This window comes from Moorena bouillonii PNG (assembly GCF_001942495.1).
GTDB lineage: Bacteria > Cyanobacteriota > Cyanobacteriia > Cyanobacteriales > Coleofasciculaceae > Moorena > Moorena bouillonii.
In genome coordinates, this window is the sequence record NZ_MKZS01000001.1 from 6,676,106 (window position 1) to 6,688,853 (window position 12,748).

The following is a 12,748-nucleotide window of genomic DNA, read 5'->3' on the forward strand; positions in this document are numbered from 1 at the left end:
CCTAGTTGGCGATTTCCGGGAATTGCCGGGAATTGCCTAGGCTTTGACTAGGAGTAGGTTAGACTGGTTTACGCACGTATCATTCTTTTAACACGTTTTTACGTTGTCTACTTATAGTCAGGCCAGTTAGTTGTCTGACTTCCTATTATATAGCAAAGTGCTATAAAGAGCGATCCAGCCCCTTAATCAGGGGGTTTCCCCCATTTGCAACAGCATCAAGACAGGTATTGCCGACAACAGAAGAAAAAAATATCCATTGACGAATAAATTCGTCAAGCACGCTTATATACCCCGGATAAATCACGGGTGCTAATCGCATCACGTTGGTAATTTCATGATAACTATGTTAATGCTAGCTTTCTGTGAGAAATGACTAATGACTAAGGACTGATGACTGATGATCGATATCATGGTTAAGGTTTAGGATAGCGATCGCACCATGTCTCATCCTCTATACGTTGCCTTTATCTGGCATCAGCACCAACCGATTTATAAATCCCACAAGGGTGCCTCGGTGGCATCAGGCGAATATCATCTACCTTGGGTACGCCTACATGGCACGAAAGATTACCTAGATTTGGTGCTGCTCCTAGAGAGCTACCCTAAGTTGCATCAAACGGTGAATCTAGTACCAACTCTAATTTTGCAACTAGAAGATTACATTGATGGTACTGCTTTCGATCCTTATCTGACCCTAGCGCTAACCTCCACTGAACAACTGACTCAACACCAGAAGCAATTTATTATCGAACATTTCTTTGATGCCAATCACTACACCCTGATTGACCCCCATCCCCGCTATCGGGAACTGTATGAGAGCCGCCAAGATCAAGGGAAAGAGTGGTGCCTAAACAATTGGACATTAGAGGATTACAGCGATCTACTAGCATGGCATAACCTAGCGTGGATTGATCCGTTGTTTTGGGATGATCCCGATATTGCTAGATGGTTAGAGCAGGGGCGAAACTTCACTTTGTCAGACCGACAGCGCATTTACTCCAAGCAACGAGAAATCCTCAGCCGCATCATCCCCCAGCACCGGAAAATGCAAGATGCTGGTCAATTGGAAATAACTACAAGTCCCTATACTCACCCTATTCTACCGTTGTTAGTGGATACGAATTCTGGTCGTGTGGCTGTTCCTGAGATGAGTCTACCCCAACAGCGATTTCAGTGGGAGGAGGATATTCCCCGACACCTCCAGAAGGCTTGGCAGATGTATACAGAAAAATTTGGACGAGCTCCACGTGGGCTATGGCCTTCCGAACAGTCAGTCAGTCCTGAAATTTTACCTTACATTGCCGAAGCTGGGTTTAATTGGATCTGCTCTGATGAATTAGTATTGGCTTGCAGTATCAACCACCGTTTCCATCGGGATAAGAGGGGGAATGTTACCGAACCAGAGTTACTTTACCGCCCTTATCGTCTACAAACAGAACACAAAGACCTAGCGATTGTGTTTCGAGACCACCGCTTATCAGATTTGATTGGCTTTACCTATGGGTCAATGTCGCCGACTAAGGCAACGGCTGATTTGGTAGGACATTTAGAGGGGATTCGCGCTTCCCTTGCGATCGCAGAGTGTAACCCTGACACCTCGAAACCCCAGCAATCTGAGGCTTGCAGCGGTTTAGAACAGCCTTGGCTAGTCACGATTGCTTTAGATGGGGAGAATTGCTGGGAAAACTATTCCGAAGATGGTTTACCCTTCCTCCAATGCCTCTATCAAAGTCTGAGTGATCATCCTCATATCAAACTCGTAACGGTTTCTGAGTTTATCGAACCATTTTCCCCTACAGAAACTATTCCGATCAGTAAACTACATAGTGGTTCCTGGATAGATGGTAGCTTCACCACTTGGATTGGTGACCCAGTCAAGAATCAAGCTTGGGACTTACTAAGTGCAGCACGACAAACCTTAGCCAAGCATCCAGAAGCCACGGAAGAAAATAATCCAGAAGTTTGGGAAGCTTTGTATGCAGCAGAAGGTTCTGACTGGTTTTGGTGGTTTGGTGAGGGTCATTCGTCCAACCAAGATGCCGTCTTTGACCAGCTGTTCCGGGAACATTTGTCGGGGATTTACCGAGCACTGAATGAGCCAATGCCACCTAATCTCAAACACCCCTTAGTATCTCTTCAGGTACCTTGATTGAACCGGCTAACTAATATACTATTATTTGTGGCTGTCGTGCCCGATAAATTGGGCTGCCATTAGGCTGGCTGGTTTAATCGGCAAGATTAATCAGGCTAGTTATGTCAAGGAAAATTTCAGCAGTCCAGAAACCAACTATATCCAAGCCGTGAAGCTATCTATCTACCACACCCCGGAAGAAACTCCGAAAGACACCTTACCAGACTGTGCGATCGCAATTGACGTCCTGCGAGCCACGACTACCATGGCTACAGCTTTAAATGCTGGTGCTGAAGCGGTGCAAGTGTTCAGTGATATCGACAAGTTAATGCAAATCAGCGAACAATGGCCCACTGACAAACGGCTACGAGCTGGGGAAAGGGGTGGTAAAATGGTAGAGGGCTGTGATATGGGTAACTCGCCCTTAATTTGCACACCTGAGCGAGTAGATGGAAGGCGACTATTCATCAGTACCACCAACGGTACCCGTGCTTTACAGCGTGTCCAAAATTCCCCAGTAGTCCTAGCTGCTGCCTTAGTGAATCGTGTCGCAGCAGTGGAGTATTTGCTGACCCACAAACCAGATACTATTTGGCTAGTGGGGTCAGGTTGGGAAGGAGCCTACTCCCTAGAAGACACCGTTTGTGCTGGGGCGATTACTCAAAGACTTATGGAAGAAACCGGAGACTCAGTGGATGACATGGCTGGTAATGATGAAGTAATTGGTGCGATCGCACTTTACTCCCAGTGGCAAGATAAATTATTAGAGATGTTCTATTACGCTAGTCACGGAAAACGCCTGCTGCGGCTTAATGGTCATGAAGATTTAAAGTATTGCGCTCAAACTGATGTATTAGACGCTTTACCGATTCAGAAAGAACCAGGGGTTTTGGTTAAAAACCCAGTTAACAGGTAACAGGCACGCAGCTAACGACAGCTTTTTTCCTTTTGAGTTTGCCTAGGCAATTATTTTGGATTTTTCAGCTAACCTCTAATGTGTTGGAATGAACTCACCAGAATTTAATTCACTTAGCGAATTTCTTCAAGGACTAAGTGAAGAAGACTTAGCTAAACGATTAGGAGTAGCACCAGCAACACTCCAAGAATTAAGAGATAAACCTGATTTTTACCAGTGGAGTCAGGATAAAGACCCAGAATCAGTTTCATGGCGATATCAAAAGGATAAGCAACGCTATATAGTCAACTTATCCTTTGGATGATTCTGGTTTACTTTGTAATTGTTTTTTTTGATTAATCATAGTTTCGTCGAATCTATCAGTAAGGCTAATCAAAACTAAAACTGCTTCAAAAAGCGCAAATCACTGTTATACAAGCGACGAATATCATCAATCTGATGCAGAACCATGGCAAAACGTTCTACTCCAAAACCAGCAGCGAAACCTGTAGAAATTTCAGGATCATAGCCTACAGCCTTGAGTACATTGGGGTCAACCATACCGCAACCCATCACTTCTAACCATTTCCCTTTCCACTGCACATCCACCTCTGCTGAAGGTTCAGTGAAAGGAAAATAACTGGCACGGAAACGCACTTCTAACTCTTCCCCAAACATTGCCTCCAAAAATTCCTTAAGGGTACCTTTGAGGTCGGTAAAGGTTATCCCTTCATCCACTGCCAAAAGTTCTATCTGATGGAACACTGCCGAGTGGGTAGCATCTACCGTATCCCGTCGATAAACTCGACCAGGTGCCACAATCCGAATCGGTGGCTCATGGTTTTCCATGTAGCGAATCTGTACCGAAGAGGTATGGGTACGCAGCAAATTACCATCCGGCAAGTAGAATGTATCTTGCATATCCCGAGCCGGATGGTCAGGGGGAGTATTCAGGGACTCAAAGTTATAGTAATCTGTCTCCATCTCTGGGCCAGTAGCAATGGTGTAGCCTAAACCAACAAAAATATCTAATGCCCGATCAATGGTGCTATTGAGGGGGTGAATTCGACCTTGGGGACGATATACCCCTGGCATAGTCACATCCAGGGTTTCTGAACGCAATTTTGCCTGAATTTCAGATGCTTTCAGCTCTTGCCGCCTCTGCTCTAGGTTCTGCTGGAGGGTTTCTTTGACAACATTTGCGATCGCACCAATCTGAGGTCGGTCTGCTGGTGCTAACTTACCCATTCCCCGCAATATCTGAGACAGTTGCCCTTTCTTGCCTAGGTAATTAATGCGCAACTGTTCCAAGTTTTCCAAGGTATCAGCAGAAGCGATCGCAATGGTTGCTTCTTCTTTGAGTGTAGCTAGTTGGGTCTCAATCTCGTTGAGGCTTGTCATCAGTAATTTTAGGTTATTAAGAGAAGAACCGGAAACCCCTGTCATTTATGCAGGACTGTTTCATTTTACTGAAAAAATTGTCAGCTGAGTGGGGTAAACGGTCTTAGAGTATATCAATTTCAGATTAAAATCGAACAGCGACTTTTATCTTTGGCTGCAGTATCCTATCTCATGAAATTGCTCATCAGCAACGATGATGGTATTTTTGCCCTTGGTGTACGTACCCTTGCCAACACCCTCGCTGAAGCGGGGCATAATGTTACCGTAGTATGTCCTGACCGAGAGCGATCAGCAACTGGTCACGGTTTGACTCTCCATGAGCCGATCCGTGCTGAAGTTATAGATAACATCTTTCATCCCAAAGTTACTGCTTGGTCTTGTTCTGGAACCCCTTCAGACTGTGTAAAGCTGGCTTTGTGGGCATTAATGGATAGCGCACCAGATTTAGTGCTTTCTGGGATTAACCACGGCTCTAACCTGGGTACTGATGTCCTCTACTCTGGCACTGTTTCAGCCGCTATGGAAGGGTTAATCGGAGGGATTCCCAGCATTGCCTTCAGTCTAGCTACCTACACCTCAAAGGAGTTTCAAGTAGCGGCTTCATTTGCGAAAACTCTCCTAAATCAGCTGTCAGAGCAACCTTTAGCAAAAACAACATTACTCAATGTGAACGTGCCAGCTGTTAAGCTCTCAGAAATAGCTGGTATTGCCATCACCCGTCAAGGGATTCGTCGTTATATCGAGAATTTTGAGAAACGAGTTGATCCCCGAGGTAAAATCTATTACTGGTTAGCTGGTGAAGTTATTGAGGATGTGGAACAACCCGATCATATTCACTTACCTCAAGATATCCCTACTGATGTTCAGGCAATTCGCAACAACTACATTACCATCACCCCTTTACAATATAACCTCACTGATACCGCTAGGGTGTATCACTTGAAGCAGTTGAAACTGGGTCAGGATGAAGGATGTTCGCCGTAGGCTTTCCTTGTAGGGTTTCATCAAGGATGAAAAATAAAGGATGAAGGATAAAGTTTGGCAAAATTTACCTGAATTTATATTTAAAAATGAGGAGATTTACTGCTTTTATACAGAAATACAATTGACCGTTTAATCATCAAAAATAAGGTAAAAAGCACCCATGCTGCGACAACTTTAGTCAGCGGATTTCTATAACCATTGAAGCAGGCATTGATGAGATACTTCGTAATTGTAAGACCTGTTGGCAATAGCTTAAGAAAGAAAAAGGTGAAACCAACTAGTCAACTCTTTTTTGGTTAAACTTTAAACCTTCAACTTTAACCCTTTGACATTTAACCTTCAACCACCGCCTCGATAGTACAGTTCAAGAAAGCGGAAAAACTTTTCACAGAGTTCTGGATCTCTTGCACCAACGTTTATTTCTTTGGTAATTTCTGCTACCGCCTGTTTCCAGTAGGGGCGAATGCCTGGGGGATCACTACGGTTACGATATAGCCGCTTGCTGATGATAGCATCTGCCGCATTCACCAGCTGAAAGACCTGAACAATGTAAGGAATTTTCTCACCACGCAACCCATCCGGATAACCAGTGCCATTCAGCCTCTCTTGGTGGGTACGCACTAAGAATGCAAACTCCTTCAGGAGCGGATACTGGTTACAAATCAGTTCTGAAACTTCAGGATACTCCTTAACTTTTGTCCACTCCTTTTCTGTCAGCGGTCCTGTTTTGAACAGGATCTGATCGGGAATGCTAATTTTCCCTAAACCGTGGCAATAGCACAAAAAAACCAGCTGACGCATTGCTTCTGGTTCTAAGTTTAACCAGCGGCCAAAATGCATACACATAGTTCGCAGACGATAGCACCTTAAGCCAATGGGTACGTTGCGAGCCAACTGGATTTGTTCAAGGAAATTTAGGATATCGGCGTCCCCAGAACGAAGCATCAAACTTTGAAGTTGGTTTTGATTTTAACAATTAAATTATCCCTATCTATTAGCTTACAGATGTGAATTTTTTATGAAGCTAATCCATTTGATTAAGTCTTTGTCCCATAGTGGTACTCCTTTAGAAGTAGTTAGAAACGTTAGTAAAATCCACTCCTATAGCAATCCTAAATCATTGTCTTGATGCAGTCGCTCATGGGGGTTTCCCCCAAGACCGCGCTGCATCGCTTGTAAAATCAGCAAAATCTGGGATTATTGCTGGGCAATGCTTTTAGCGATTCGGCGAGGCCGACGCTATCGCGAACACTTTGGCAAATATATTTCACGAATCATATAGGACTGCTATAGCAAGAAATAAAACTGCAATAATACTACTTATTTAAAAGTAGCTAAATCCCGATTTTGGTGAATTTTTCATGACCCTGAGTCAGTTTATTGAGTTGCGATCGCATAGTGAACTAACTCAACTAGTTTCTGACGCAATGTCTCCAGTCCAAGACGTTTACTAGCAGAAATAAACACTCCTTGAGGAAATTCTTCTTTCGCTAACGCTAGGGTATCACTATCTACTTGGTCAATTTTATTAAATACCACTAAAATCGGTCCTGGTGTAATGGGCATATCCCTTAGAATTCCCATTACAGAACGAATGTGACTAGCCCAAGCTGAATGGGATAAATCCACTAAATGCAGCAAAGCATCTGCTTCTGTTACTTCTTCGAGGGTAGCCCGAAATGAATCTACTAAGGGTGGGGGTAACTCGTGAATAAACCCTACCGTATCGATCAATAGCATAGCGCCAGACTTACCCGTTACTGAGTCAACAATAGGTAAGCGTCGTGTGGTGGGGTCAAGGGTAGCAAATAACTGGTCAGCGGTATAAACCTCAGCATTGGTTAGGGTATTCAACAGGGTAGATTTGCCGGCATTTGTATAACCAACGACCGCCACTGTCGGAACATCCTGTTGCTGACGCCGCTGCCTTAACCTTGACCGATGAGCCTGTAATTGGTTTACTTCTTGTTGAAGTCGGGTAATTCGACGCTGAATGGAGCGGCGTTCGGTTTCCAGTTTGGTTTCACCGGGACCACGAGTACCAATGCCACCCCCTAACCGGGACATCGCCTGACCCCGACCAGTAAGGCGAGGCAACATATATTCTAGTTGTGCCAGTTCCACCTGCAATTTACCAGCACGGGATTGAGCTCGTTGGGCGAAAATATCGAGAATCACTTCAGTACGGTCTACAACTCGAACACCAATTTGGGATTCTAGGTTGCGAGCTTGTGCTGGTGATAGGTCGCGGTCAAATACTACCAGATTAGCGGCTAGAGTTTGGGTAGTCAGAGCAATTTCCTCTACCTTACCGCTACCAACTACTGTTTGGGGATGGGGATGCGATCGCTTTTGCTGGATTACCCCTAATACTTCTCCACCAGCGGTTTCCACCAACCGCCCAATTTCTGCTAAGCCATCTTCAAATCGCTCTGGGCTGATTTTTTCAGTCATTAACCCTATAATCAGCACCCTATCTTGGTCAACATCAACTTGCTGAGCCACAAATTGCCGTCGAAACTCAGCTTCTAGCTCTTCGACCAATTCCTGGAAATCCTGCTTGCTCAGAATATCCAGACTCATGGGTGATGATACACTCCAATTTAAAAGTTGAGAGTCTACCTTATTGTTTCCTTCTGAGTTACTAGGAGGGAGTAAATGTGCGAGATAGGTTTCTTTGATATAACCTGTTGCTCCACCACCCCGCCTGATCATACCTGACCCAGTAATTGTAAGTACCACCAATGCATCCAATCGCTGAATTGCCATAGCCGTGAGGGTAGATTCTCTGGGGATTTCTGATTTGAGCTGAGTGGCGATACAGCGAATCCCGCACAATCGTTCAGCACCGTAACGGGGCAATTCCAGGGGAGGAATTTTGGTCTGAGTAGGGGTACCTACAGCCACACGAATCACTTGTCCCCGGCGATTGATGTAGGTGCATAGGGGCTGTTGGATGTCTGTGCTAATGGCCGCAACACGTTGAGCAAACTCCGGCGTAGTCAAGTTATCGCTGGGTAAGCGTTGGTGATACAGCCGTTTTAGTTGCTTGAGCTGGCTAGGCTTAAGACCTTGAAGATTACCGTAGATAGTATCGATAGGCGCTACTGACCAGTAACCTGGTTTCCAAGACTACTCTATCTATTTTAAGACTTACCCAGTGAAACCAAAAATCCGGCTTTACTACGGGTATAGGGTGATGGGGTGGGTGACCGGTTAACCGGGTGTGGGGAGCTTGGGGTGACACCGTTAGCCAACAGGACTTACGCACCAAGACCCTTAAAACCCAGTTTCTGGTTATAAATTAAAGATGCTTGCTTCCATGGCTTTTACCTTTTATATCAAATCCAGATAATTGTCCACATTTACGATATCCAGACAAAATCTTTCTCTCCCTGTTCCCCTGCTCCCCTGCTCGCCTAAACAGGAAGTATGCTTATTCAACCGGATTTGATATTACCTTTTGCCCTAGCTAAACCTTCCCCTACCTGTAAGACTAATACTGATTCACCAGCCCGAATCAAGGTTTTACCAATTGGCACCAACGCTAGACCATTGGTATAAGCAAGATTAATCAAATTACCAGAACTATGACTACCACTGGCCAGATGAAATTCGTAGGCACCAGCTGCATCTAAACACAGTTGTCCCCACAGGTAAGTTTCCCGGCGTCCACCGGCATGTAAGTCATTAGATGCGATCGCTTTGACAAAAATTGGTTTCGAAACTTCCTCCGGTAAACCAGATAGTTTTAACAGTGCTGGTTTAACAAACCGCCAACAACTGACTAGTGCTGAAACGGGATTCCCAGGTAGACCAAAGTAAAGTACTGGACGTTTTGAACAGGAGGGAGTAGTAGAAAGATCACTTTCTTCTGGGGAATTAGGCAAGGGGGAGGTAAAGGTAGCAACTGTTAGGGGTTTACCGGGTTTAACGGCAACCGAGTGGATGTGAATCTCTGCCCCGAGCTGGGCTAAGATTTGGTCTACATAATCATAATCTCCCACTGATACACCGCCAGTAGATAGAACCATATCTGCTTGGGATATAGCGTTTGCGATCGCATTTTTTAGATCGTCTGGCTGATCGCGCACAATCCCCATAGGTATGGGTACTCCTCCCAAGAGGGAGACAAAGGTAGCCAAGGCATACTGATTAGAATCCACAATTTGACCAGGTTTTAGGGGTTGGTCAGGGGTTACTAGCTCGTTGCCAGTGGAAAAAATTGCCACCCGAGGACGCCGATACACTGTCAATTGGTTACACTGAGCTGCAGCTAAGACGGCAATTTCTGGAGCACCAAGCCTAATGCCTGGTTTCATAAGACTTGTTTGGGCTTGGTAAAAAGATGCCCGATGACGGACAAAGGCTTGGGGTTGGGGAGCCTCCAAAATCACCACCTGGTTATCCTGGAGTTTGGTGTTTTCTTGGATAACCACCGTATCAGCTCCTTTTGGCATACAACCTCCAGTAAAAATCCGTGACGCTTGTCCGGGTTTGACTTCACATTGGGGTTGATATCCAGCAGGGATTTCTTCGACAATAGTCAAAACTACTGGTTGTTCGCGATTGCAGGATTGGACATCGCTATAATGCACGGCATACCCATCCATGGCTGAATTATCCCAGTGGGGAAAATCTAAGTTACTGGTCACTGTTGCTGCCAGAATTCTATTAGTGGCAGCGGATAGCTCTACCACCTGTGTTTCCAGCCGTGGGTCAAAGGGTTGAACCAAATTGAGAATGATTGACTCTGCTTCTTGAACTGGTAGCATTGCCTATTAAGTATCAAAGATGAACGATGCAGCACTATTGCATGAAGGACACAGTGAAGGACTTGCGCTGTGGTGGGCGTGAAATCTTCCCTAATTATCCTCTTAGGTGCGCTTTCCGCGTTAAGAATTAAATTCGCCACGGGTCGCACCTCTTAATCAATGGTAGGTTTTTAGCTTTCATCGGAAATTTCGATTCTGATGCGTTCATTTTCTGTTGCGACTCTTTCATCCACGAACAACTTTTAGCTTTCATCCCGTGACTAGATCAATTATCGATAGATTACGATTAGGGTTATCCGTAGGCATTGCCAAAACCGTCACCGCTCTGGTTCGGTTATTAAACCTAGGGGCAGCAAGTGTTCTGCCTGGAGCAATTGCCCGTCGTCTCCAGCCTCAAGTGCTTCCCTTACTCTTGGCTCAGGTCAGACGAGGTGTGATTCTAATTGTTGGTACTAACGGTAAAACTACCACCTCTCTACTTCTATGCACTATCCTGGAAGACCTTGGTTGGCAAGTTGCTCACAATAGTACTGGGGCAAATTTGATTAATGGCTTAGTGACAGCACTCCTAGTTCATACCAATGGCATTGGTCAGTTGGATGCTGACTACGCCCTTTTGGAAGTGGATGAAAATGTACTGCCCTTGGTATTGCTTGATTGTCAGCCTAAGTTTATTTTGGGCTTAAACCTGTTTCGTGACCAGCTGGATCGTTATGGGGAAGTGGATACCATTAGCCGTCGCTGGCAAAATGCGATCGCTCCGTTACCTGAGGAAACCGTTGTGGTTTTAAACGGCGATGACCCTACCCTTGCTTACCTCGGTCAACAGTTACCCCAAAGAGTCCTTTTCTTTGGGTTAAGTGAGCCAGATGTCTATCTTGATGAAATTCCCCATGCCGTTGACTCAATTTACTGCCCAAGTTGTGGACATCCCCTGGACTATGAGGGTGTTTATCTGTCCCATCTAGGAGACTATCACTGTCCTCAATGTGGCTTTAGTAAACCTCAACTCGGAGTCAATAGTAGCCAGTGGCCACAAATATTAATTGGTATCTATAACAAATACAATACATTGGCAGCGGGATTACTAGCCATAGAGATGGGAATTGACCGGGATACCATCTACAACAGTATTAAAAGCTTCCGCGCTGCCTTTGGACGAGCAGAAGAATTAGTTGTGGATGGGAAGCGGGTTCGGATTCTGTTATCCAAAAATCCAGTAGGGATGAATGAAACGATTCGGGCTGTAAATGACTTGCAAAAACAAGGTGGAGCATCCACTAAGCTAGTGGTACTCAATGACCGAACCCCCGATGGCACAGATGTGTCTTGGATTTGGGATGTGGATACAGAGAAATTAGTGAACTCAGGGGGAACTGTAGTAGTCAGTGGCGATCGCGTTTATGATATGGCACTCCGTCTACAATACAGCCAGAATCAAGACCAGAATCAAGACCAGACTAATTGCCAATTGATTATTAAAGAAGATTTATCAGACGCGATCGCTACCGCTTTGGACGAAACTCCAGCTGACGAAACCCTTCATATTTTGCCTACTTATTCTGCCATGTTGGAAGTGCGGGGACTTTTGACTGGGCGCAAAATTTTGTAGGTATTTTTAAGGGAGATAATTGGAAATTATATTAAGTCCTGACGAGCGCAAAAATTCTGCAAAAATAAATCTATACCCCCAGTAGAAGCCGATCAAGAAACCATGACTCAAAGTATTGACCCGGTTGTTTTACCTCCTCCTTTCCCAGATCACACCCAACTACCAGAATCAGATGGAAGTTTTGTGAAGAATTTTCAGGAACACCCCCAAAGCATCTTACTTACAGATTCCATTGGACCAGTTTTAGAGCAAATTCATCCCGATGGACACTATGCCATTGGACAAGACTGTGGTATATATTGGCGAGAAACTGACCCACCCGAAAAAGGAGCAGAAGCTCCTGACTGGTTTTATGTTCCCAACGTTCCCCCTAAGTTAGATGGTGAAATTCGCCGTTCCTACGTTATATGGCGAGAATATATCGCTCCTTTAATTGCTCTTGAATTTGCCAGTGGGAACGGGGAAGAAGAACGAGACCAAACTCCTCTATCCCGAAGTGAGGAAGGAAAAGTCACTAAACCAGGCAAATTTTGGGTTTATGAGCAGATTATACGCATTGCCTATTACGGCATCTATGAAATCAAAACCGGTAACTTGGAGGTCTATGAATTCCTTAAAGGTTTCTATCACAAAATGAAGCCCAACCAGCGAGGTCATTATCCCATTGAACCATTAGGAATCGAATTGGGACTGTGGCAGGGAACCTATCAAAATCAAAACCAACTCTGGTTAAGGTGGTGGGATAACCAAGGTAATCTATTGCTGATTGGTAATGAGCGGGCGGAAGTAGAACATGCACGAGCTCAAAAAGCTGAACAGGCAATCTTCGAGGCTGTGCCCCGTTTCCTGAAGATGGGACTAACAGTGGAACAGGTAGCAGAAGCCCTGAGCTTGAGTGTAGAACAGGTACTAGAACAAGTTGAGGGTTGAATAACTGTAACCAGACAATC

General features: G+C 45.0%; 9 protein-coding genes and 1 pseudogene. 6 read left to right on the top strand and 4 right to left on the bottom strand.

Annotated elements, in window-relative coordinates:
- Positions 1-439: 439 nt before the first annotated feature.
- The 3 genes and pseudogenes from BJP37_RS27125 to BJP37_RS27135 all read left to right on the top strand — a co-directional run.
- Positions 440-2,128, top strand: a pseudogene (locus BJP37_RS27125) (glycoside hydrolase family 57 protein); the annotation flags it as partial.
- A 172-nt stretch (positions 2,129-2,300) separates the two neighbouring features.
- A complete protein-coding gene (locus BJP37_RS27130; protein ID WP_075906517.1) occupies positions 2,301-3,047 on the top strand; it encodes a 2-phosphosulfolactate phosphatase family protein in 747 nt (248 codons plus the stop codon).
- Between the two features lie 88 nt (positions 3,048-3,135).
- Complete coding sequence (locus BJP37_RS27135; protein WP_075903518.1) at positions 3,136-3,351, top strand: hypothetical protein; 216 nt, start codon at positions 3,136-3,138, stop codon at positions 3,349-3,351.
- Positions 3,352-3,425: 74 nt separating this feature from the next.
- On the opposite strand, the gene pheS is transcribed toward BJP37_RS27135, so the two are convergent.
- Positions 3,426-4,427, bottom strand: a complete 1,002-nt coding sequence (gene pheS / locus BJP37_RS27140) for a phenylalanine--tRNA ligase subunit alpha (protein WP_330359460.1) — start codon at positions 4,425-4,427, stop codon at positions 3,426-3,428.
- A 171-nt stretch (positions 4,428-4,598) separates the two neighbouring features.
- Between pheS and surE the strand changes: the two genes are divergently transcribed.
- Complete coding sequence (gene surE, locus BJP37_RS27145) at positions 4,599-5,411, top strand: 5'/3'-nucleotidase SurE (protein ID WP_075903520.1); 813 nt, start codon at positions 4,599-4,601, stop codon at positions 5,409-5,411.
- A gap of 339 nt (positions 5,412-5,750) precedes the next feature.
- On the opposite strand, the gene BJP37_RS27150 is transcribed toward surE, so the two are convergent.
- From BJP37_RS27150 to BJP37_RS27160, 3 genes are all read right to left on the bottom strand, one after another.
- A complete protein-coding gene (locus tag BJP37_RS27150) occupies positions 5,751-6,356 on the bottom strand; it encodes an HD-GYP domain-containing protein (RefSeq protein ID WP_075903522.1) in 606 nt (201 codons plus the stop codon).
- Positions 6,357-6,788: 432 nt separating this feature from the next.
- Entirely contained in the window at positions 6,789-8,510 is a 1,722-nt protein-coding gene (hflX, locus tag BJP37_RS27155; RefSeq protein ID WP_075903524.1) for a GTPase HflX, read from the bottom strand.
- A gap of 341 nt (positions 8,511-8,851) precedes the next feature.
- Entirely contained in the window at positions 8,852-10,186 is a 1,335-nt protein-coding gene (locus BJP37_RS27160; protein ID WP_075903526.1) for a molybdopterin molybdotransferase MoeA, read from the bottom strand.
- A 256-nt stretch (positions 10,187-10,442) separates the two neighbouring features.
- Between BJP37_RS27160 and BJP37_RS27165 the strand changes: the two genes are divergently transcribed.
- A complete protein-coding gene (locus BJP37_RS27165; protein WP_075903528.1) occupies positions 10,443-11,798 on the top strand; it encodes a Mur ligase family protein in 1,356 nt (451 codons plus the stop codon).
- Between the two features lie 102 nt (positions 11,799-11,900).
- Complete coding sequence (locus BJP37_RS27170) at positions 11,901-12,728, top strand: Uma2 family endonuclease (protein ID WP_075903530.1); 828 nt, start codon at positions 11,901-11,903, stop codon at positions 12,726-12,728.
- Positions 12,729-12,748: the final 20 nt, after the last annotated feature.

Bases quoted from the DNA above. Each gene is read 5' to 3' on its own strand.
- BJP37_RS27135 (WP_075903518.1), top strand. From the start codon at position 3,136: ATGAACTCACCAGAATTTAATTCACTTAGCGAATTTCTTCAAGGACTA.
- pheS (WP_330359460.1), bottom strand. From the start codon at position 4,427: ATGACAAGCCTCAACGAGATTGAGACCCAACTAGCTACACTCAAAGAA.
- surE (WP_075903520.1), top strand. From the start codon at position 4,599: ATGAAATTGCTCATCAGCAACGATGATGGTATTTTTGCCCTTGGTGTA.
- BJP37_RS27150 (WP_075903522.1), bottom strand. From the start codon at position 6,356: ATGCTTCGTTCTGGGGACGCCGATATCCTAAATTTCCTTGAACAAATC.
- BJP37_RS27160 (WP_075903526.1), bottom strand. From the start codon at position 10,186: ATGCTACCAGTTCAAGAAGCAGAGTCAATCATTCTCAATTTGGTTCAA.
- BJP37_RS27170 (WP_075903530.1), top strand. From the start codon at position 11,901: ATGACTCAAAGTATTGACCCGGTTGTTTTACCTCCTCCTTTCCCAGAT.